The organism is Microbacterium sp. CGR1 (assembly GCF_051062835.1).
In the GTDB taxonomy this organism is placed as follows: Bacteria; Actinomycetota; Actinomycetes; order Actinomycetales; family Microbacteriaceae; genus Microbacterium.
Genome location: NZ_JAOTPG010000001.1, coordinates 2,616,823 through 2,638,489 on the forward strand (window position 1 = coordinate 2,616,823; position 21,667 = coordinate 2,638,489).

Here is a 21,667-nt window from a genome sequence, read left to right on the forward strand (position 1 = left end):
GACGCTCGATGTCTAGCGGAGGATGCCTTTCCGGCGGGCCTCCGAGACCGCGGCGGTGCGTGAGGTGACATCGAGCTTCGAGAAGATGTGTGCGAGATGCGACTTCACGGTCGTCTCGCTGACGAAGAGCTGTTCTGCCACCTCGCTGTTCGATCGTCCGGCGGCGACGAGCTCGAGGACCTCGATCTCGCGGCTGCTGAGACTGACGCGCGGCGCGCGCATGCGGTCGAGCAGCCGGGAGGCGATCACCGGCGCGAGCGCGCTCTCTCCGGCGGCCGCCGCGCGCACCGCGGCGGTCAGCTCATGTGGCGGGGCATCCTTCAGCAGATAGCCGCTCGCGCCGGCCTCGACGGCGCCGAGGATGTCGGCATCCGAGTCGTAGTTCGTGAGCACGAGCACGTAGGGCGGAGCTTCGAGCGCACGGATGCGTCGCGTCGCATCCACGCCCGTGGCCTGGGACTGCGAGCCGAACTGCAGGTCCATCAGGACCACGTCGGGATTCTCGCGCTCAGCGCAGGCGACGGCCTCATCGGGTGTCGATGCCTCTGCGACCACCTCCAGGTCCGCTTCGAGACTGAACAGGGCGATGAGGCCGGCGCGGACGATGGGGTGGTCGTCGGCGATCACGAGGCGGATCATGCGGACTCCGTGAGAGGGAGGTCTACCGTGAGTGTCGTTCCGCGCCCCGACGCAGTGTCGATCTCGAGCCTGCCGCCCAACTGCTGCACCCTCTCGGCGGTGGCGCGCAGACCGAAGGAATCGGACTTCTCGGCGGTCCCCGGTTCAGGGAGCTCCGCATCGAATCCGGTGCCGTCATCGTCGACGGTGAAGTGGAGGCGGTCGCCATCGATGCTGATGGTGACCGTCGCCGTCGTCGCGTGAGCGTGTTGGAGGACATTGGCGATCGCGCCCTGCGTGATGCGCAGCAGCGCTGTCTGCAGGTGCATGGGCAGGACGATCGTGTCGGACACCCGCACCTGCACGTCGAGCCCCTGCGTTGCCCACTGCGTTCGGGCCAGTCGACGCAGCGCCCCGCCGAGGGTCTGGTCGTCGAGCTGCGGAGGTGTCAGCTCGCGGATGAACCGTCGCGCCTCGACGAGGTTCGCGGCGGCCGTCTCGCGCGCGAGCCGGATGTGCTCGATCCCCGGGCGGGTGTCGTCGGCCCGTTCCGCTGCGTGCAGCAGCATCTGGATGCTGGAAAGCCCCTGCGCGAGCGTGTCATGGATCTCGCGGGCGAGCCGGGCGCGCTCCGCGAGGACGCCTGATTCATGCTCACGCGCGGCGAGCTGTCCACGGGTCGCGAGCAGCTCGCGCACCAGCGCTTCTCGCTGCTGCGCCTCTCTCGCCAGAGCCTGGTAGCCGAGGCCGATCAGGAGTGCGACCGCGGCACCGACGAACGGGCCGACCACCCCGCCGACGCTCCACCCGCCACGGATGCCGAGTGCGCAGACCGCGACGATCGTCGACACGAATATCGCGGCAGATCCCGCCCAGCGCCCGAGCAGGTGGAGGAACAGGAAGAACAGCGGGAACACGAGGTAGGCGGCGTCGGCGCTCACCCAGAGCAGCCCTAGCCATTCCGCCGAGAGCAGGGCCAGCCAGATCAGCGAGATCAGCCGTCGTCCGCGGGAGACGCGAGTGAGGAGGATCCCCGATGCGTATGTCGCCGCGACGATCACGGCGAGGACGATCGCGGCGACGCTCGACTCCGACGGGTCGAGCACCGCACGGGCGATGACGACCCCCGTCAGAGCGAAGAAGAGAACGTGAAGACCCGTCCGCAGACCCACGAACACCGGGGTCAGAGCGGTATGCGCCATGGATCGAACTCTACGCCGCCGCACCGCGCGCGGCATCGTCCGAAAGGACGATCGAGGCGTCCTCATCCTGGGCGCGAAAGCCCGTCCCGGTGGCCGATGACCACGTCGACATCGACGGCGAAAGTGGAATGGTCGCCGCATCGGCGACAGGAAGGGCCACACCATGTTCGTCGCGTTACGCGATCTCCGCTTCGCCAAGGGGCGATTCATCCTCATCGGCTCCGTCGTCGCCCTCATCACCCTGCTCGTCGGGTTCCTCAGCGGGCTCACGGGAGGCCTCGCCATCCAGAACGTCTCGGGTGTGCTCGCGCTCCCCGCAGATCGCATCGTGTTCTCCGCCCCCTCGGGCGGCGACGGCGCGGCCAGCTTCGCGGACTCCGCCATCACCGAGCAGCAGGCGAAGGGCTGGGCGGCGACGGCCGGCGTGACCGATGCGCGTCCCCTCGGCATCAGCCAGACCCGCGCCGAGACCGACGACACCCGTGCCGCGATCGCGGTGTTCGGTGTCGAGCCGGGCTTCGATGCCGGCGCGCCTTCCGCAGACGGGCGGCTGCGCCTGTCGGTGCCCGCCGCGGATGCGCTTGCCGTGAAGGTCGGTGAGCAGATCGAGATCGCCGGTGTCTCCTACGACGTCGAGACGATCGAGGGGGATGCCTGGTACAGCCATACCCCGGTCGTGCAGATGACTCTGAACGATTGGCAGGCGTACTCGGCATCCACGGGGAACCCCGACGCCTACGCCACGGTCCTCGCCGTCTCCGGCGCCCCCGACTGGGATGCCGCGGACACGGCGAACGACACGATCTCCGAGACGACCCTCGGATCCCTGACAGCGCTGAGCGCCTTCCGCTCCGAGATCGGATCGCTCCTCCTCATGGTGGCCATGCTCTTCGGCATCTCGGGACTCGTCATCGGGGCCTTCTTCACCGTGTGGACCATGCAGCGCAAGGGCGACGTCGCCGTCCTGAAGGCGCTCGGCGCGAGCACGCGATCCCTGATCCGCGACGCTCTGGGACAGGCGCTGATCGTCCTGCTGGTGGGCATCGGCATCGGTCTGGGGTTGGTCACCGCGCTGGGACTGCTCGCCGGCAGCGCCCTTCCGTTCCTGCTGAGCCCCGTCACGACGATCCTTCCGGGCGGCATCATGATCGCCCTAGGCCTCGCAGGCGCCGCCTTCGCCCTGCGCTCCGTCACCTCCGCCGACCCCCTCACTGCCCTCGGGAGCAACCGATGATCCGCCTGAACGACATCACCCTGACCTTTCCCGACGGTGATTCCCGGGTGACCGCCGTGGATGGCGTCTCCCTCACCGCCCACCCCGGAACCGTCACCGGAATCACCGGGCCCAGCGGCTCGGGCAAATCGAGTCTGTTGGCCGTCGCCGGCACCCTTCTGCGCCCGGACTCCGGCGAGATCCTCATCGACGGGAGCGACGTCACGGCTCTCAGCCCAGCCGAGGCCACGCGTCTCAGGCGAGACCGGATCGGGATCGTCTTCCAACAGCCCAACCTCATCCCCTCGCTGACTGCCCGTGAGCAGCTGAGCGTCATGAACGAGCTCGGCGCCCCGCACAGCCGGCGCCATCGTTCCCGCACGGCCTCCCGCGCGGATGAGCTGCTCTCGGCTGTCGGCCTCGCCGAGCACGGTCACAAGAGGCCGCACCAGCTCTCCGGCGGGCAGCGTCAGCGCGTCAACATCGCTCGAGCACTGATGAACGATCCGAGCGTGCTCCTGGTCGACGAGCCCACCAGCGCGCTCGATCAGGAGCGCGGGGCTCAGATCATCGACCTCATCCTTCGTCTCACCGACGAGCGGAACACGTCGACGTTGCTCGTGACCCACGACCTCGTGCACCTCCCGCGCATGCACGGGGTGCTGCACCTCGTTGACGGTCGTGTCGTCGACGCCGCGGCAGTTCCGACGCGCCGAGAGCCGGCTAGTCCCCGGAGTTCTGGTTGAACTGACGCTCCCAGTCGCGCAGCTCGCTGCGACCGATGAGCGAGTCCAGCGACACCTGGAACAGCAGTCCCTTGCGGGCGTTCACCTGCTTGATGTTGTCGACGATCTGGGTGGTCACCGACGACAGAGCTTCGCGCACCTCGGCGATGCGCTCGTCGGGGGCATCCCAGAGGTCCGGGCGGGTCAGCAGGTCGAGCAGGTAGTCGCGATCGAGGGCGGCGACCAGGCGGGCGAGCTTGTCGGAGTACTCGGTTTCGGCGAGCACGCTCTGATCCTCGCCCGCTTTGGCGTCGAGGCGGATGAACAGCTGTTCGACGTGCGAGGCGAGGGCGTCGATGCCCGCGGCGGTCTCGGCAGCGACGGGGCTGCCCGGCACCGCGGCGTAGTCGGCTCGGAGTTCGCGCAGACGGTTCACTCGAAGACGGATGCCGGCAGGCACCGGGTCCGTCGAGGCCGGGGACGTGCGACGTCGGCGGCGGGCGATCAGGCCGAAAGCAGTCACGGCGGCCGCGACGAGCACGACCCCACCGATCACGAGCGGGATCAGGGGGTTGGCGACCAAGGCGCCCTCGCCCGATGAGGTCGGCGTCTCGGCCGAGATCTCCTGCACCGTCTCGACGAGCTGATCCTGGAGGTTCGAACCCGACGCCTCATTCTCGTTCGCGATCCGCAGCGCGTCGTCGCTCGGGATCGCCGCAGACGCCGCCTGCAGGTCATCCCCGATCGCGACGATCACGGTCTTCTGGCTCGAGCCCGCGGTGAGCTGATCGAGGATGTAGGTGTTGTACGGGGTGTCACGCGCAGCATCCGCGGGGAGCACGACCACCGCGATCGAGCCGTCGCCCGGGACGACGCCGGAGAGCGCGTCGGCTATGGCTTGGCCTCCTGACACGTCCGGATCGACGTAGATGTTCTGCCCGGATATGCCCTGGACGGCATCATCGATCCAAGGGTTGTTCGACGCGGAGAGAAACGGCATCGCGACCCTCAGAAGTTGTTGATCACGGAGGCGAACACGAGGTCGATCCGCTCGGCGTTCGAGGCGTCGAAGAGCTGGCCGCCCGTCACGTCGGCGATCCGCTGCAGCGCAGACGTGTCGGCACCCTCTCCATACGCGATCGGGAATATACGCACGGGAGCGTCGTCACCGCCCTCCTTCGTGCTCTTGCCGATCTTCGCGATGAGCGAGTCGAGCGAGATGCTCGAGTCGGTGTCCTCGCCGTCCGACAGCACGACGATCGCGTTGATACGCCCGGGTTCCGCGCGCTCGCTCATCGCCTCGTAGGCGAGCAGGATCGAGTCGTAGAGAGGCGTGCCGTTGCGCTGCGCGTACCGGAGGTCGTCGAGCGAGGAGTCGAGCTTCTCGCCATCGGATCCGAGGGCACTGACGTCGCGGAGCACCTGGATGCCCTCGCCCTCGTCGGAGGAGATGCCGGTCGTGAACGCCCAGACGCCGATCTCATCGGTCGAGCGGAAGTGGTTCAGCGTCGATTGCGCGCCCTCGATCGCTCCGTCGAGGCGCGAACGGCCGTCGCCGATCGGGTCGTCCATGGAGCCTGAGATGTCGATGAGCTCGAGCACGGATGAGGGCTTGCGCACCTGCGTCCACTGGTCGATCGCCGTCGAGATCACGTCGACCTCGGGCTTCGGAAGGGTGACTGCGGGCTGTGCGGGGTCGACACCGAACTTCGCGGTGAACAGGTCGCCCAGGGGCACCGACTCGTCGAGCGGACGGAACCCGTAATCCGGGAGGATCTCCTGCGCCGCGGTGGTCTGCACGAACTCGGCGAAAGCCTCGCCCGCAGTCCGCTGCTCGGCGGTCACCCAGTCGGCACCCAGCACGGTGATCGGGTTGTCCGACCACATCGATCCGCCCGCGGGATAGACGGCGACGAGCTTCGTCTTCGGCGGGGTCAGGGTCTCGCCCGGCTGCACGGTGTGCGAGTCGGGGTTTCCCTGGTTGTAGTTGAGCAGGGAGGTCTCTTCCAGCGCGACGGCCGAGACGTAGGCCGAGCCGTTCGAGCCGTTCTGGGTCTCGTCGTAGAGCGTCGACAGGACGTTGCCTGTGGTGTCGCCGTAGTGGATGACGCACTCCTCGAACACGCGGGAGAAGTCGGCCGACGCCTCGACGTCGGCGGAGGTGAGACCCTCGGCCTTGCCGGTCGCCTCGTACGACTGCATGAGGATCGTCGAGAGGCCCGTGGTGGAGGTGTTCGGGTTCGTCTTCGAGATCTTGAATGCCCCCCAGATGTCCTTGCCGACGCTGCCCCAGCCGGCGGGGTCCTGGCAGAGGTTCTCGAGGTCCGTGATGCTGATCGGGGTGTTCGGCCAGCCGAGCGCGGTGGCCATCGGCTCCGGCATCCCGAACACGACGGGGGTGCGGGTGAACGACTTCGGCTCGCCGACGAGGCCGGTCGATGCGGCTGCCGCGACCCGGTCGGTCCAGACGGTGGATGCCGGAGACCACAGCGTCGGCCACAGTGACCGGTCGTCGCTCGGCCAGTCGTCGCCCGAGGTGAGGAAGCGCGTCGCGTTGCCCGAGGAGACGTTCGTCGGACGCACCGTCGCGCAGGTCTCGAGCCCCTTGTGCTCGGGCGAGTCCTTGAAGGCTTTCGCCAGCTCGTCGAGCATGTTGACCTTCTCCGACGAGGTCGCGACCGCGATGTGGGTGCAGCCGTCGTCGGGGAAGCCCTGTCCGCCGTCGCTCGTGGTGCCGTTCTCGCCGCCACCGCCGGTGCAGGCGGTCAATGCCAGGGCGACGATCGCCGCCATGGCGAGGGCGGCGGGTGTCCGTCGTGCGTTGCGGGGCGCGCTCATGCGCCTAGGCTACCCAGGTATCGCGCCCACGATCACGGATCGGTCCGATCTCGTGATCCGTCTGCTCTCGAGACCGACCCGATCCGGTGACCCGCCCGATCCGGCGACCTGCGAGGTACGCTCGCTCGTGTGGGGCGGATCACGACGCGGAGACCGATTATGAAACTCACCCTCGGCGAGGGTGCGAGTCGTCGCGCCGACACGCTCGCCGTCGAGGAGCCGCTCGAGATCAGGGTCGCGGGTGCGCCGCTCGCCGTGACGATGCGCACCCCGGGGCACGACGTCGAACTGGCGGCCGGGTTCCTCGTGTCCGAGGGGATCATCGCGCAGACATCCGACTTCCGCTCCGCGATCCACTGCGGCGGCCCGGGCACCGGAGGCCAGGAGAACACCTACAACGTGCTCGACGTCAGCTTCGCGCAGGGAGTCGCGCTGCCGGACCCAGAGGCCGCTCGTCGCTTCTACACGACCAGCTCCTGCGGCGTGTGCGGCAAGGCGAGCATCGATGCCGTGCGCACCGTGTCACAGCATCCGATCGCCGAGGACGACATCCGGATCGAACCTGAGCGGATCGCGGCGTTCCCTGAGCGACTGCGTGCCGAGCAGGCCGCATTCGACAAGACCGGGGGTCTGCATGCGGCGGCGCTGTTCGATGTCGACACCGGCGAGATGCTCGTGCTGCGTGAGGACGTCGGCAGGCACAACGCGGTCGACAAGGTCGTCGGCTGGGCGCTGCTGAACGATCGACTTCCCTTGCGCCGGCAGATTCTGCAGGTGTCGGGGCGAGCGAGCTTCGAGCTGGTGCAAAAGGCGGCGATGGCGGGCATCCCGCTGCTGAGCGCCGTCTCTGCTCCCTCCTCGCTTGCCGCCGAGCTCGCCGACGAGTCGGGGGTGACGCTCGTCGGATTCGTCCGTGGGCGATCGATGAACATCTATACGCACGCGCATCGGGTGCGCGTCGACGGCGTGGGGACCGGCGCGTCCGAGCCCGCCGCGGAGGGAGCGAGCCGTGCTCGATAGCCAGGGAACCTCGGGAACCGCCTTCGGTCTGATGCCGATCGAACCGCGCCAGGGAGGCTACGGCCCCCGCACCGATCGAGCATGGTCGCGCAAGCCGTACGGTCACCCCGCTGCGGGATGGGGAGCCGCGGCGTCCGTGGGGCGCGTGGTGCTGGACCAGCGCGAGCCGATCGCGGGCCCCCTCGCGATGCTGCAGATGAACCATCCGGTATCGGGCTACGACTGCCCCGGCTGCGCGTGGCCGGACGATCTCGGCAACCTGAAGCTCGACATCTGCGAGAACGGCATCAAGCATGTGACGTGGGAGATGACGCGCAAGCGCGTCGACCGTCGCTTCTTCGCCGAGCACACGGTCACCGAGCTCGCCACCTGGCCGGATTTCGATCTCGAGGATCAGGGGCGCCTGACCGAGCCGATGAGCTACGACGCGGCCACCGATCACTATGTGCCGATCACGTGGGACGATGCGTTCGCGCTCGTCGGCGACGAGCTGCGGGGGCTCGACAGCCCCGACGAAGCGGCTTTCTACACATCAGGTCGCCTCAGCAACGAGGCCACGTTCCTGTACCAGCTCATGGTGCGGGAGTACGGCACGAACAACCTCCCCGACTGCTCGAACATGTGCCACGAGGCCTCCGGTCGTGCTCTCAAAGCCTCTATCGCTACGGGCAAGGGCACAGTCGACATGCACGACTGGGACGACTGCGACGCCCTCTTCGTGCTCGGGGTCAATGAGGCATCCAATGCTCCGCGCATGCTCACGGCGCTGGCGGATGCCGTGAAGCGCGGCGCCCAGGTGGTGCACGTCAACCCGCTCGTCGAGGCCGGCGCCACCCGCACGATCGTGCCACACGACTTCGTCGACATGGCGCGATTCAAGGCCACGGGCACGAGCACGATGAACCTTCAGGTGCGCCCCGGGGGCGACCTCGCACTGATCCGCGGCATGTCGAAGGCGGTCTTCGAGGCCGCCGCGGATGACCCGTCGGTGCTCGACTCCGAGTTCCTCGGTGCCTTGACCCGGGGTGTGGAGGCGTACCGCGCGCTGGTCGAGGCCACGCCGTGGGCAGACCTCGTCACCCAGTCGGGGCTGACCGAGGAGCAGATCCGCGCAGCGGCCGCCGTGTACCTGGCGTCGGAGCGCACGATCATCAGCTGGTGCCTCGGCGTCAGCCAGCACGAGCACGGCGTCGACACCGTGCGCGAGATCGTCAACCTGCTGCTGCTGCGGGGCAATATCGGCCGTCGTGGCGCCGGCCCCTCGCCCATCCGCGGCCACAGCAACGTTCAGGGCAACCGCACGTGCGGAATCGACCACCGGCCGACGGATGCCTGGCTCGATCGCCTCGCCGAGGTCTGCCGCATCGATCCGCCCCGGCATCCGGGTCTCGACACCGTCCGCACCATCGAGGCGATGCATGACGAACGCGTGAAGGTGTTCGTCGGGATGGGCGGCAACTTCGTGTTGGCCGCGCCCGACACCCCGTTCACCGCGCAGGGGCTCGAGAAGTGCCGACTCACGGTGCAGGTGAGCACGAAGCTCAACCGCAGCCATCTCGTGCACGGCGAGAAGGCGCTGATCCTTCCCTGCCTCGGCCGCACCGAGCGCGACCAGCAGGAGCAGGGCCCGCAGGGTGTCACGGTCGAGGATGCGATGAGCATGGTGCACCTCTCCATGGGTCGCAAGCAGCCGGCGTCGGCCTATCTGAAGTCGGAGCCCGCGATCATCGCGGGGCTGGCGAAGGCGACCCTGCCGCACACCGCCACTCCGTGGGACTGGTACATCGGCGACTACGCCCGCATCCGCGACGTGATGGCGAAAGTACTGCCGGGCTTCGAGGGGTTCAACGAGCTCGTGAGCGACAGGCACGGATTCCGGATCCCGCAGCCGGCCAGGGAACGGGTGTTCCAGACGCCGTCGGGCCGTGCGGAGTTCTCGCACGCACCGCTGCCCGACGTCATCCCGGAGTCCGCCGATACCCTCGTCTTGCAGACCGTCCGCTCGCACGACCAGTGGAACACGACGATCTACTCGAACGACGATCGCTATCGCGGGGTGAAGAACCTCCGTGAGCTCGTGTTCCTGCACGAGGACGACATGCGCGATCGGGGGCTCGTCGAGGGCGACCTCGTCGACATCGTGTCGACGTCGAAGGACGGATCGACGCGGATGCTCCGGGCGTTCCGTGCCGTGCCGTACGACCTTCCGCGCGGCAGTGCCGCCGGCTACATGCCCGAGATGAACGTGCTGATCGGCCGCAAGGACTTCAGCGTGCAGAGCGATCAGCCGCTCATGAAGAGCATCCAGGTCACCGTGGCGCGAACGGGATCCTGACCCGATCTTCGGCGACTAGGCGTCGACCGTCGAACCCTGCAGCGCGTGCACGACCGGCGCGAGCTCGGGCTGGGTCACCGCATCGCTGAGCGCGCGTTCGAGGGTGTCGTCATGGATCGGGTGCGCCTGCTCGTAGAGCGACAGGCCGGCCGGGGTGAGCTCGGTGTAGATGCCTCGACGGTCGTCGGCGCAGAGGATGCGGGTGAGCAGCCCGCGGTCTTCGAGGCGCGTCACGAGCCGGGTCGTCGCACTCGGGCTCAGCGCCGTCGCGCGGGCGAGCTGCTGCATCCGCATGTGCCAGCCGTCCTGCCTGCTGAGCGCGTCGAGCACGGTGTACTCGACGACCGACAGGCCCACCGATGCGCCGAGCGCCTTCTCGAGGTCGGCCTCGATGATGCCGTGCAGCGCGGCGAGCGTCCGCCAGCCCCGAGCACGGATCTCGACTGCGTCGTCTGAGATGCCCACAGTGACCTCCGAAGTAGTTGCTTGCGCGGGATACTTGCGTGTGCAATGATTATCCCTCGTGACGCAATATCCCGCGTCTGCAACTACTTTAGCAGAGGACTTCGGAGCACACCCATGCCACTCGGACTCATCGCACTCGCCATCGGCGCCTTCGGGATCGGACTCACCGAGTTCGTGATCATGGGCCTTCTTCCCGAGGTCGCCACAGACTTCGGCGTCACCGAGGCCACCGCCGGATGGCTCATCTCGGGCTATGCGCTGAGCGTGGTCGTCGGCGCCCTCGGCCTCACCGCCGCCACGACGCGACTTCCGCGCAAGCCCGTGCTGCTCGGACTGATCGTGCTCTTCATCGCCGGCAACGCCCTCACCGCTCTCGCCCCGGACTACACGATCGCCATGATCGGCCGCATCATCGCCGCCCTGTGCCACGGCGCGTTCTTCGGCATCGGCTCGGTGGTCGCGGCCGAGCTCGTCGCCCCCGAGAAGAAGGCGCGGGCGATCGCGATCATGTTCACCGGCCTCACCGCCGCCAACGTGTTCGGCGTTCCCTTCGGTACGTTCCTCGGCCAGCAGTTCGGGTGGCGCTCGACGTTCTGGGTGATCTCGGCCATCGGCGTGATCGCGTTCGCCGGCATCGCCCTGCTCGTCACTGCCCCGAAAGTCACCGGCGAGCAGGTGAGCCTCCGGAGCGAGCTCCGCGCCTTCCGGTCCGGCCAGGTCTGGCTCTCACTCATCGTCACCGCACTCGCGTTCGGCGGCATGTTCGGCGCCTTCACCTATATCGCGTACACGCTCACCGGCGTCACGGGCTTCGCAGACACCACCGTGCCGTGGCTTCTCGTGCTCTTCGGGGTGGGGCTCGTTGCCGGCAACTGGATCGGCGGCCGCCTGGCCGATCGCTCGATCGACCGCACCCTCCTGATCTTCATCGCAGCCCTCGTCGTCGTACTCGTGCTTTTCGGCTTCTTCGCGTGGTCGCAGCCCGCCACGATCGGGATTCTCGTGCTGATGGGAGCGTTCGGATTCGGCACGGTGCCTGGGCTGCAGAGCCGCATCATGCACTACGCCGGCGGAGCGCCGACCCTCGCCTCGGGCGCGAACATCGGTGCGTTCAACGTCGGCAACGCGCTCGGCGCCTGGGCCGGCGGCCTCGGCATCGCTGCGGGCCTCGGCTACACCTCACCCATCTGGATCGGCGCGGCGATCACGGCATCCGCCCTCGTCGTGATGGCGATCGCGGTGGTCACCGCGCGTCGGCCCTCGCCGGCAGCCACAGGCACCCTCCAGGCCGTCAGCGCCTGACGCTCCGATTTCGAACCGTCTACAGAACATGAAGGACACAGCAGTGAAGACTCCGACCATCCCCACCGTCACCCTGAACAACGGCATCGAGATGCCGCAGCTCGGCTACGGCGTGTTCCAGGTGCCGGATGCCGAGACGACGGCCGCCGTCGCCGCAGCCCTCGAATCCGGATACCGCAGCATCGACACCGCGGCGATCTACGGCAACGAGGTGGGCGTCGGCCGAGCGCTCCGCGAATCGGGCATCGACCGGAGCGATCTCTTCGTGACCTCCAAGGTCTGGATCGCCGACCACGGCTACGACGCCGCGCTCCGCGCGTACGACGAGTCCCTCGAGCGCCTCGGCCTCGACCACCTCGACCTGTACCTGATCCATTGGCCCACGCCGGCTCTCGGAACGTACCCCGAGACGTGGCGGGCCCTCGAGAAGCTCTACGCCGACGGGCGCGTACGCGCGATCGGTGTGTCGAACTTCGAACCCGAGCACCTCGAGCGGATCGCCTCTGACGGGGGCATCGTGCCCGCCGTGAACCAGGTCGAGCTGCACCCGGCGCTGCAGAACCGCGCGGTCGCCGCGGCGAACACCGAGCGGGGAATCGTCACCGAGGCGTGGAGCCCCCTCGCGCAGGGCGCCGTGCTCGGCGACGCCTCCGTGGTCGAGATCGCCGACCGCCACGGCAAGACTCCTGCGCAGGCGGTGCTGCGATGGCACCTGCAGCAGGGGCGCGTCGTGATCCCCAAGTCGGTGACCCCGGCGCGTATCGCGCAGAACCTCGACGTGTTCGACTTCGAGCTCACGGCCGAGGAACTCGCGACGATCGACGCCCTCGAGAACGACGGTCGCACCGGGCCGCACCCGGCGGAGTTCAACGGCTGAGCCGATCGGGTCGTGCGGGCGCGGTGCTTACTGCGCCCGCATGAACTCCTCGGCGGCCGCGACCTGCTCGGGGGTCGGGCGGATGCCGGTGTAGAGCACGAACTGCTCGAGCGCCTGCAGGGTCGCGACCTCGGCTCCCGTGATGACGGTCTTGTCGGCCGCGCGCCCCGCCGCGATCAGCGGAGTCTCGGCAGGAAGAGCGACGACGTCGAACACGACGGATGCCGCCGCGATCTGCGCCTCCGAGAACGACACGGTGTGCTCGTCAGCGCCGTCGGCCATGCCGATGGGGGTGATGTTGACGATCACGTCGGCGGTCACTGCATCCGCATCCGCCGTCCAGCCGAACCCGTAGAGGTCGGCGAGCCCGCGGCCGCGCTCTTCGTTGCGCGCCGCGATCGTGACGCGGGAGAACCCGGCGTCGCGGAAGGCGGCGGCCGTGGCCTTCGCCATGCCGCCGGAACCGCGCAGGAGCACGGAGGAAGACGGATCGAGGGTGTTCCGCTCGATCAGCTGGGCGATGGCGCTGTAGTCGGTGTTGTAGGCGGTGAGCACGCCCTCGTCGTTCACGATCGTGTTGACGGAGTCGATGGCGGTCGCCGACGGGTCCATGCGGTCGACGAGTGCGATGACGTCCTCTTTGTAGGGCATCGAGACCGCGCATCCTCGGATGCCGAGACCGCGCACGCCGGCGATCGCCTGCCCGAGGTCGGTCGGCGCGAACGCCTTGTAGATCCAGTTCAGCCCGAGCTCCTCGTAGAGGAAGTTGTGGAAGCGGGTTCCGTTGTTGCTCGGGCGCGCGGACAGCGAGATGCACAGCGTCATGTCTTTGTTCAGCATGGTCACCGACCCAGGGTACTCGCGGAATCTCCGCGCGACCGGGCGAAAGGCCTTCACCGAGATCGCCCGAGGTCAACCCCCATGGCGTCGCGGAGCAGGCTCCCCTAGTGTGAAGGTGCGTGCACAGGGGATTGATCGTCTCCGTCTACCCCAGATGACGGGCTGCCTTCCCCAGAGGCAAAGGCGATCCGTGCACGCGATTGGGCCCTCTCGAGCGGTTCCGTCCCCAACGGGCTGCTCGAGAGGGCCGCTGATCGCCCGTCTTTCGACTTTTTTCCCATTTGTCCCCCATATGGGGGACAAATGGGTGCCGGAGGGGTTAGGCTGGAATCTGACGCACCCTCCGGTCGTCTTCGGCCCTCATCGCTCCCCCCGCGGTGAGGGCCACACCATTTTTCGGGCCCACTCGATGCAGAGACGCGTGCCCCGTGTGTGACCGACGGTTACCGCTCATGCAACATTTGGGTTACGGGCTGACCTCGGGACTTCCGCTCAGCGCGTGCTCCACTAGCGTGGAGCACGTCGGGGCATCCTGCGTCGGCTTCTTTCCAGCAGAACAGGCAGTACATGAGCACCCAGGGCACGGTTAAGTGGTTCAACTCGGAGAAGGGCTTCGGCTTCATCTCCCCCGACGACGGCGGCGCTGACGTTTTCGCGCACTACTCCGCCATCGAGTCATCCGGCTACCGCTCTCTTGAAGAGAACCAGCGAGTCGAGTTCGACGTGGCGCAGGGCCCCAAGGGCCTGCAGGCTGAGAACATCCGTCCGCTCTGAGAGCGGACGTCAATAGAACTCCCTGACCGGGGGTCCGCATTCGTTGCGACCTCTGGCAGGGAGTTCTGTGCTTTCTGAAGGCCGGTCTCGGCGGTCAGCTGAGGAGCAGCGCGCGCAGCTCGTCGGCGGATGCTGCGCGGAACGCAGCCTCGTCGCCTTCGTGCGCGTCGCTGAAGCCCCATTCGACGAAGATCACGGGAACGCCGTTCGCGTTGCCGCCCTCGACGTCGTGGTGGCGGTCTCCGATGAGCACCGGCCGTGACACGTCCGCACCTCGCTCGGCGAGCCGACGCAGGGCCTCGGCCACGATGTCGGTCTTCGATGCGAGGGTCGACTCGTCGGGCGTCGCACCGACGGTCGTGAGGAAGTACGGGCGCAGCTCGAAGAAGTCGACGATCGCGTCGACCTGGATCTCGGGCTTCGAGCTCGCGGTCGCCTGGGGCACACCGGCGGTGTGCAGATCACGGATGATCTCGGGCACGCCGGGGTAGGTCGCGACATCGGTCGTGTAGCCGTCGGCCTTGCCGAGCGTGCGATAGAAGGTCACGGCCTCGGCGGACTCCTCCGGCGTCATCCCGGCCTGTGCCTGGAACGACTCGAACATCGGCGGACCGATCCAGTGCACCAGCTCCTCGCGCGTCGGCGCCGGGTGCCCGAAGTGGGTGAGGGCGACGTTCAGACGACGGAGGATGCCGACCGATGCGTCGGCGATCGTGCCGTCGACGTCCCAGAGCACGCAGGAGTAAGGGGAAGAAGCCATGCTTTCCAGCCTATGGGTAGTGCACGGTGCGGCCGACCGCGATGAACATCTGTGCAGCTCGCCTCAGAAGAGACGCGGGATGCCTGACTCGATGCCCTTCATGTCGTCGTAGTCGAGCACGAGGCAGCGGATGCCGCGATCCTCGGCGAGCACACGTGCCTGCGGCTTGATCTCCTGCGCGGCGAACACTCCCTGCACCGGGGCGAGATGCGGGTCGCGACCCAGCAGCTCGAGGTAGCGGGTGAGCTGCTCGACGCCGTCGATGTCGCCGCGGCGCTTGATCTCGACCGCGATGGCCGCGCCGTCGGCATCCCGCACGAGGAGGTCGACCGGGCCGATCGCCGTCGGGTACTCGCGACGCACCAGCGTCGCGCCGTCGGAGATGCGTTCGACCTGTTCGGCGAGGAGTCGCTGCAGGTCGGCCTCGACGCCGTCCTTCTGCAGGCCGGGATCGATGCCGAGCTCATGGGTGGTGTCGCTGAGGATCTCGTAGATCTGCACCCGCAGCGCATCGCCGGTCTTCTTGTGCGTGACGCGCCAGACCTCGGTGACGCCGGCGATCGACTCTTCTTCACCGGGCTCCTCGGAGGCGAGGGAGCACGGCGGGCTCATCCAGTTCAGCGGCTTGTAGCTGCCGCCGTCGGAGTGCACGAGCAGACTCCCGTCACCCTTGTGCACGAGCAGGCGTGTGGCGAGCGGGAGATGAGCATTGAGCCGCCCGGTGTAATCCACGGAGCAGCGGGCGATGACGAGACGCACCCGTCGAGCCTACTTCGTCCGGTCGACTCCTTCTGCTGTACCGGGGTGCGGGAGCCTGAGTGACTCGGCATTCCGCCATGTCACGTGGGCTCCCGTCCGTTCATCGGACCTCTCTGGTCACGGCGACGGGCGGCGTCGACATCTCGTCCTGGCGCAGCGGGCGGGCTGCACCCGAGAACAGACCCGAGAGCACGACGAGGCCGACCAGGATGAACAGGGTGTTCAACAGGCCGATGTGCTCGCTGATGAAGCCGAGCACCGGCGGGCCGCCCAAGAACGAGATGTAGCCGATCGTCGCGGCAGCGCTCACTCGCGCCGCAGCCTTCGCGGGGTCGTCCGCTGCGGCGGACATTCCGAGCGGGAAGCCGAGCGATGCGCCGATGCCCCACAGCGCCGCACCCGCGAAGACCAGCGGGAGGCTGGGCGCGAGGATGAACAACAGGATGCCGGATGCTGCGGCCACCGCGAGGATGCGCAGCACCGCCACGCGGCCGAACCGATCGACGAGGGGTCCGCCGAAGACGCGCACGACGGTCATCGCGACCGAGAAGGTGGCGAGGGCGGCAGCGCCGAGAGCGGTTCCGCCGCCGTGGTCCTCGGCGACGCCGAGCGCGAGCCAGTCGTTCGCTCCGCCCTCCGCGAAGGACATGCCGAGCATCACCACGCCGATCGCGTAGGTGCGCGGTTCGCGCCAGGCAGACAGCGCGACGTGCATCCGATCCCGCCAGTGCGGCTTCTCGCCATCCTCCGCGCTCGGGTCGAGCGCCTCCTGGCGTCGGGGGACGCTCGCGATGCTGACGACACCGATGGCGGCGATCAGCACCGCGATGACGAGGGTGTGCGTGAAGACATTGATCTGCAGCTGTGCGGCGAGGGCGCCGAGCCCGGCCCCGATGACCGTGCCGAAGCTGAAGAACGCGTGGAAGAGGGGGAGGATCGTCTTGCCCGAGTGCTGCTCGATCGCGGTGGCCTCGACGTTCATCATGACGTCGACGCATCCGTTGCCGAGTCCGAACAGCACCAGGCCGATGAGCACGACCGCGTAGGAGCCGAGCACGTTGGCGCCGATGCCGATCAGTGCCACGCCGGACGCGAAGGTGAAGATCGACACCATCATGCCGAGGCGCGCGCCGGTGCGTGCCATGATTGCGGGGCTGGTCGAGATTCCGATGATCGACGCGATTCCCGCGCCGAGCAGCAGCATGCCGACCTGTGCCTTGTCGACCTCGAGAGCGAGCTTAATGTCGGGGACACGCGATGCCCAGGTCGCGATCGACAGACCGCTGGCGAGGAAGATCGCGAAGATCGCCGTGCGCCAGCGCACGTACTGTGATCGGGAGAGAGCCGTGTCCATGATCGACAGCATATCGAATCGATTCGATGCACGGGAACCGGGGGAGCTATCCTCGGAGTATGACGAGTCATGAGACCACACGCCGCGCGACGATCGCTGATGTCGCACGCGCGGCCGGAGTGGCGACGTCGACCGCATCCGTCGTGTTCAGCGGCAAGGCCAACGTCGCACCGGCCACGCGTGAGCGGGTGCTCGCGGTCGCCGCCGAACTCGGTTACGCCGGACCCGACCCGCGCGCCGCCTCGCTGCGCCGCGGACGCAGCGGCATCGTCGCCGTGGTGCTCGAAGGCCATCTGCGCGCGGCGTTCCTGGATCCGGTGACCACCGCCATGATGGACGGCCTCACCGACGGGATGGCCGACCTCAGCGCGGGCATCCTGCTCATGCGCGACGAGCCGGGCGACGACGGATCGTCGCTCTCGAACGCCCCGGTCGATGCGGTCGTGCTGATCGGATGCTCCGGTCGGACGAAGGCCTCGCTCGACATCGTGCGCAGCCGCGGTCTTCCGGTCGTCGTGATCGAGGGCGATGCGGGCGAGGGGATCCCGAGGATCACGCTCGACAACGCCGCGGCGGCGGCGGATGTCGCCCGGCATCTGCGCGACCTGGGACATCGCGACGTCGCCCTGGTCACCCTGCCCCTCGACACCGGGCGTGAGAGGGGCCCTGTCACACAGGAGCGCATCGACTCCGCGACCGTCGACGTCACGATCGATCGCCTCGCAGGTATGCGCGAGGTCTTCCCGGATGCTCCGGCCATCTCGGCAGGCAGCAGCCTGATCGACGAGGGTCTACTCGCCGGACGCATCCTGCTGGCGGATGCCGCGTCGCGGCCGACGGCGGTCCTTGCCCAGAGCGACCTCCTCGCGGTCGGCATCGTCCGCGCGGCGGAGGAACTCGGACTGCGGGTGCCGGAAGACCTGTCGGTGGCGGGCTTCGACGGCATCGCCGCCGACGGCCTCGGCGATCTCGTGCTCACCACGAGCGTGCAACCCGCCGTCGAGAAGGGGCGTGCGGCGGGCGAACAGGTCGCCCGCATGCTGCGCGGCGAGCCCGGGCTCACGCTCCATCTGACGTGTCGGTTCCGCGAGGGCACCACGACGGCACCACCTGCGCGCTGATCTTCAGCTGTGTGCCGGGCCGAGGGGCAGCGTCGCGTCGCCGAAGTCGAGGATGGAGTACCTGCCGCAATCGACCACGTCATCGGGGGTGATCGGCTCCGGCAGATCCCAGGGCACCGTCTGCGAGTCCTCTACGAGGAACGAGACCTTCCCGACGTCGAAGTCGGCACGATTCACCAGCCAGGCGTATCCGTTGAGCTGATGATCGACCTGCACGAGCCGTGACGGATCGTCGAGGTGCAGCTTCGGCAGGCGGACCGTCCAGAACTGACCGGCACCGGTGCGCCCCGACTCATCGACCCAGGTCGTGACGCAGGCGAGATCGGCGTCCGACGCCTGCGCGGCATCTGCGAGCCGGGGGATGCTCAGCCCGCCGCCGATCAGGAGCAGCACCCCGATGATCGCCGCAGCCGGACGCCGCACGCCGACGGGTAGGCGAAGCACACGAGGGGAGGCGACCAGCGCGAGCACGGGGGCGAAGGCGACGGGCTGCAGGTAGCGGGCCGCGTGCGTTCCGAGTGCGATCGCTCCGGCGACCACCACCAACGGCATCGCCCACGCGAGAGTCGCGACCAGACGGGACCCGGCATCGCCCGCACGAACCGTTCGGACGACGGCGAGGGCGATCAGAGCGAGGGTGATCAGCAGCGCGAGAACGCCGAGCGGGGTCTGCAGACGGTCGCCGAGGAGCTGCCCGTAGTAGTCGAGAGATTCTCGCCAGAGGCCGGGCTGCACGTAACCGGCACCCGTGTTCGTGATCCATGCCGCACACGGCATACGTGCGAGGAGCCCCGATGCGGTGCCGCCCGCGACGACGGCGAGCATGGTCAATGCGCGAGTGAGCTGCGCCTGGCTGAGTGCGGAGACGACGAGCAGGATGCCGAGGGGAACCGCCGTCCACAGCGCATACAGCGGGTTGGAGAAGGTCGAGACGAGGCCGACCGCCCCGAGGCACACGAGGAGGAGAGGGCTGTGCCGCTCGCGATCGAGAATCCGGCGGGCGATGCCGACGGTGAGAACAGCAGCGACGACCGTCGCGGAATAGTAGGTGGTGGTCAGCTGCAGCGAAGCGAGGTCGAGGGCATCGCGTGACGCCGACGACTCGGTCATCGCCAGGGCGCCGAACACCGAGATGGCGACGAGTGACCAGGTCACCGGCGCTCGGCCGTCGCAGGTGCGTCCGGCGGCCAGGCGCACGGCACCGTACAGCGTGAGCAGGTTCAGCACCGCGCTCACGACCAGCAGATCGTTGACGCCGAGGGGGAGAGCGGCCTCGAGTGCGGTGAACGCGGCCGACTCCGGCACGAACAGCACGCTCGACATGGCCCAGTCGAGGTCGTCGCCGGCGAGCAGTGAACGGGCGAGCATCGCGACGATCAGCGAGTCCCCGTCGCGGAACAGCAGGTCGGCGCGTGCGGAAGTGGCCACCGTGGCCGCGGTGATGAGGGCGACGGAGGCTGCGAGCAGCCACCCCATCAGTTCCCGCATCCACACCCGCGTCACGGGGATACTCTGCCACGGCGTTGTCGTCACGCTCGGCGAGCGGCTAGCGATACCGGAAACTTCTAGCCAGGCAATCTTCACCCCCCTTCCGCTGCGCAGGGGGTCGGTGTCATGGTGGAGGGCGCGGCAGAGAGTAGGGAACACTGCCCCACCCCGATGTGCACGCCATTCCCCCGGCGGGCGCGTCTTTGCGGGGTGCTCAGCTGGGGCTGTGCACCCCGCATCCCCACCCGCGATCAGCTCTCACTGCGCTAGGCGTTCTGAGCCCTCAGATCCCAGATCTGCTCGAGGGGCGCGGTGCCTTCGCCGCCGTCGGCGTCGCGGAAGACCTCGACGAACCGGCCGATGTCGGCCTGCCAGGCGTGGTCTGCGGGGTCGTCCTTCAGAGCCGCCACCGCAGCATCCCAGTCGTCGCAGTCGACGAGGTGGAACAGGCGGTGGCCCGACCGCCAGATCGTCCAGTCGTGGATGCCGATGCGGGCGAACGTCGCAGCGAGGGCATCCGGGATGCGGGCGTGGTTCGTGCGGTAGTCATCGATCGCGCCGTCGCGGATCTCGGAGTGCAGGGCGATGCGCATGAAGAGGCCTCTCGTCAGTCCCGGGGGCGGAAGGAGATCGCGACGGGGGTCGCGGCATCCGCCACATCGACCAGGATCCCACCATCCACGCGCTCCGCCGCAACGGCACGGTCGGCGATGCGCGCCGTGCCCTCGTCGAGGACCCGGTCGGGGTCGGGCACGAGCACTCGACCGCTCTCATCGACGACGGCGTGCACCGCGTCATCCGTGCGCGTCCACCGGATCCACGGGGAGTCCGACGCCCGCATCCGCTGTTCGGGGCGTGCCCCGAACACCGCATGTCCGTAGCGGGCGTTCCACGCGCCGATGCCCTCGAGGGTCCGGCGCTGCAGCTCGGGGATGCGACCGGAAGCCTCGAGTCCGATGTTCAGCAGCAGGTTGCCGCCGCGCGAGACGACGTCGACGAGCAGGCGCACGGCCTCGTGGGCCGACAGCAGGTGTTCGCTCGTCTCGTTGCGGTTGTGCCCGAACGACAGCCCGATGCCGCGCGTGTTCTCCCACGCCTCGCCGACTTCGACCGCTGTGCCGTGCACGTATTCGCTGGTGCGGAAGTCCCAATGGGATTCGCCCCAGCGGTCGTTGACCACGCCGTCCGGTACGCGCTCGTAGAACGTCCGGAACGCGTGAGCGAGGCTCTTCGGCCCCGGCTCGATCCCGGCGTCCGGCCAGCGGATGTCGCCCCAGAGGATGTCGGGGCGGTAGCGGTCGATCAGATCGATCACGTGATCGTGGGCGTATTCGGCGTACGCGAGGTCGTCGGGGGCGGGGTCGTCGTCGCGCTCGATGGGAGGAAGGCCCGAGAAGTGCCAGTCGAGTCCGCCCGAGTAGTAGACGCCGAAGCGGAGTCCGGCCGCGCGGGTGGCGTCGGCGAATGCACCGATCAGGTCCTGCTGCGGGCCCCGCGCGACGGTGTTGCGCCCGTCTGTTCCCGGTGCGTCCCAGAGGGTCACGCCGTCGTGGTGCTTGGTGGTCGGGATGAAGTAGCCGGCGCCCGTCGCAGCGACCACCGCGAGCACCTCGTCGGCGTCGAAGTCCTCTGCCTTCCACTCGTCGAGGAAGTCGTCATAGGGGGCGCCGCCGTGCACCCGTTCGTGGTGCGCGTGCGCCGGGGAGCCCTCGATGCGCATCGTGTTGGCGTACCACTCTGCGTAGGGATTGTGCGCGTACCACTCCTCCCGCGGCACCGCTCCGAGCTCGCCCGTCGGCTCAGCCCAGGCGGGCACGGAATAGGGGCCCCAGTGCACGAAGATCCCGAGCGCCGCGCCGCGGAACCACTCGGGCAGCGGTCGCTCGAACTCGCGATACGCCTCGGGACGGACGGGATCTGCCTTGAACATCGCCATGATCGGCACCTTCTCTCACACCCTTGTGAACTGTTTCGTC

20 protein-coding genes are annotated in these 21,667 nt (G+C 68.4%); 8 read left to right on the top strand and 12 right to left on the bottom strand.

Annotated elements, in window-relative coordinates:
* Nucleotides 1-12 precede the first annotated feature (12 nt).
* Together OD997_RS12990 and OD997_RS12995 are read right to left on the bottom strand one after the other, a co-directional pair.
* Nucleotides 13-639, bottom strand: a complete 627-nt coding sequence (locus tag OD997_RS12990) for a response regulator transcription factor (protein ID WP_434331942.1) — start codon at nt 637-639, stop codon at nt 13-15.
* On the bottom strand, nt 636-1,820 hold the full coding sequence (locus OD997_RS12995) for a sensor histidine kinase (protein ID WP_434331943.1): 1,185 nt from the start codon (nt 1,818-1,820) through the stop codon (nt 636-638). Before OD997_RS12995 ends, OD997_RS12990 begins: the two co-directional genes overlap by 4 nt.
* Nucleotides 1,821-1,983: 163 nt before the next feature.
* On the opposite strand from OD997_RS12995, the gene OD997_RS13000 reads away from it, so the two are divergent.
* Nucleotides 1,984-3,054, top strand: coding sequence for an ABC transporter permease (locus tag OD997_RS13000; protein WP_434331944.1), 1,071 nt, complete (start codon nt 1,984-1,986; stop codon nt 3,052-3,054).
* Nucleotides 3,051-3,779 carry an ABC transporter ATP-binding protein gene (locus OD997_RS13005; protein WP_434331945.1) on the top strand — a complete coding sequence of 243 codons (729 nt, stop codon included), beginning with the start codon at nt 3,051-3,053 and terminating at the stop codon, nt 3,777-3,779. The genes OD997_RS13000 and OD997_RS13005 overlap by 4 nt, the downstream gene beginning before the upstream one ends.
* Here the strand turns inward: OD997_RS13005 and OD997_RS13010 are convergent.
* Together OD997_RS13010 and OD997_RS13015 are read right to left on the bottom strand one after the other, a co-directional pair.
* Nucleotides 3,757-4,758 carry a hypothetical protein gene (locus tag OD997_RS13010; protein WP_434331946.1) on the bottom strand — a complete coding sequence of 334 codons (1,002 nt, stop codon included), beginning with the start codon at nt 4,756-4,758 and terminating at the stop codon, nt 3,757-3,759. The genes OD997_RS13005 and OD997_RS13010 overlap by 23 nt on opposite strands.
* A gap of 8 nt (nt 4,759-4,766) precedes the next feature.
* Nucleotides 4,767-6,596, bottom strand: a complete 1,830-nt coding sequence (locus OD997_RS13015) for a substrate-binding and vWA domain-containing protein (protein WP_434331947.1) — start codon at nt 6,594-6,596, stop codon at nt 4,767-4,769.
* Nucleotides 6,597-6,725: 129 nt separating this feature from the next.
* Here OD997_RS13015 and fdhD point away from each other — a divergent pair, with 129 nt between their 5' ends.
* On the top strand, nt 6,726-7,616 hold the full coding sequence (gene fdhD / locus OD997_RS13020; protein ID WP_434331948.1) for a formate dehydrogenase accessory sulfurtransferase FdhD: 891 nt from the start codon (nt 6,726-6,728) through the stop codon (nt 7,614-7,616).
* Complete coding sequence (locus tag OD997_RS13025) at nt 7,606-9,951, top strand: FdhF/YdeP family oxidoreductase (RefSeq protein ID WP_434331949.1); 2,346 nt, start codon at nt 7,606-7,608, stop codon at nt 9,949-9,951. Before fdhD ends, OD997_RS13025 begins: the two co-directional genes overlap by 11 nt.
* Before the next feature lie 15 nt (nt 9,952-9,966).
* Here the strand turns inward: OD997_RS13025 and OD997_RS13030 are convergent, their stop codons facing one another.
* Entirely contained in the window at nt 9,967-10,416 is a 450-nt protein-coding gene (locus OD997_RS13030) for a MarR family winged helix-turn-helix transcriptional regulator (RefSeq protein ID WP_431074895.1), read from the bottom strand.
* Nucleotides 10,417-10,530: 114 nt separating this feature from the next.
* On the opposite strand from OD997_RS13030, the gene OD997_RS13035 reads away from it, so the two are divergent.
* Nucleotides 10,531-11,718, top strand: coding sequence for an MFS transporter (locus OD997_RS13035; protein WP_434331950.1), 1,188 nt, complete (start codon nt 10,531-10,533; stop codon nt 11,716-11,718).
* A 28-nt stretch (nt 11,719-11,746) separates the two neighbouring features.
* Complete coding sequence (locus OD997_RS13040) at nt 11,747-12,595, top strand: aldo/keto reductase (RefSeq protein ID WP_434331951.1); 849 nt, start codon at nt 11,747-11,749, stop codon at nt 12,593-12,595.
* A gap of 27 nt (nt 12,596-12,622) precedes the next feature.
* Here the strand turns inward: OD997_RS13040 and OD997_RS13045 are convergent, their stop codons facing one another.
* The gene (locus OD997_RS13045) at nt 12,623-13,441 is read right to left on the bottom strand and encodes a shikimate 5-dehydrogenase (RefSeq protein ID WP_434331952.1); all 819 of its coding nucleotides are present in this window, start codon (nt 13,439-13,441) and stop codon (nt 12,623-12,625) included.
* 561 nt (nt 13,442-14,002) lie between these two features.
* Between OD997_RS13045 and OD997_RS13050 the strand changes: the two genes are divergently transcribed.
* Nucleotides 14,003-14,209, top strand: coding sequence for a cold-shock protein (locus tag OD997_RS13050; protein WP_042540947.1), 207 nt, complete (start codon nt 14,003-14,005; stop codon nt 14,207-14,209).
* A 94-nt stretch (nt 14,210-14,303) separates the two neighbouring features.
* Here the strand turns inward: OD997_RS13050 and OD997_RS13055 are convergent, their stop codons facing one another.
* The 3 genes from OD997_RS13055 to OD997_RS13065 all read right to left on the bottom strand — a co-directional run bounded on the left by OD997_RS13055 (nt 14,304) and on the right by OD997_RS13065 (nt 17,082).
* Nucleotides 14,304-14,969, bottom strand: coding sequence for an HAD hydrolase-like protein (locus OD997_RS13055; protein ID WP_434331953.1), 666 nt, complete (start codon nt 14,967-14,969; stop codon nt 14,304-14,306).
* A gap of 63 nt (nt 14,970-15,032) precedes the next feature.
* The gene (nucS, locus tag OD997_RS13060; protein ID WP_434331954.1) at nt 15,033-15,728 is read right to left on the bottom strand and encodes an endonuclease NucS; all 696 of its coding nucleotides are present in this window, start codon (nt 15,726-15,728) and stop codon (nt 15,033-15,035) included.
* A 100-nt stretch (nt 15,729-15,828) separates the two neighbouring features.
* Nucleotides 15,829-17,082 carry an MFS transporter gene (locus tag OD997_RS13065; protein WP_434331955.1) on the bottom strand — a complete coding sequence of 418 codons (1,254 nt, stop codon included), beginning with the start codon at nt 17,080-17,082 and terminating at the stop codon, nt 15,829-15,831.
* A gap of 59 nt (nt 17,083-17,141) precedes the next feature.
* Here OD997_RS13065 and OD997_RS13070 point away from each other — a divergent pair, with 59 nt between their 5' ends.
* Complete coding sequence (locus tag OD997_RS13070) at nt 17,142-18,203, top strand: LacI family DNA-binding transcriptional regulator (RefSeq protein ID WP_434331956.1); 1,062 nt, start codon at nt 17,142-17,144, stop codon at nt 18,201-18,203.
* Nucleotides 18,204-18,206: 3 nt separating this feature from the next.
* Here OD997_RS13070 and OD997_RS13075 read toward each other — a convergent pair whose 3' ends face one another.
* The 3 genes from OD997_RS13075 to OD997_RS13085 all read right to left on the bottom strand — a co-directional run bounded on the left by OD997_RS13075 (nt 18,207) and on the right by OD997_RS13085 (nt 21,627).
* The gene (locus OD997_RS13075; protein WP_434331957.1) at nt 18,207-19,706 is read right to left on the bottom strand and encodes a hypothetical protein; all 1,500 of its coding nucleotides are present in this window, start codon (nt 19,704-19,706) and stop codon (nt 18,207-18,209) included.
* A 251-nt stretch (nt 19,707-19,957) separates the two neighbouring features.
* Entirely contained in the window at nt 19,958-20,284 is a 327-nt protein-coding gene (locus OD997_RS13080) for an L-rhamnose mutarotase (protein WP_434331958.1), read from the bottom strand.
* A gap of 14 nt (nt 20,285-20,298) precedes the next feature.
* On the bottom strand, nt 20,299-21,627 hold the full coding sequence (locus OD997_RS13085) for an alpha-L-fucosidase (RefSeq protein WP_434331959.1): 1,329 nt from the start codon (nt 21,625-21,627) through the stop codon (nt 20,299-20,301).
* Between the last annotated feature and the right edge of the window lie 40 nt (nt 21,628-21,667).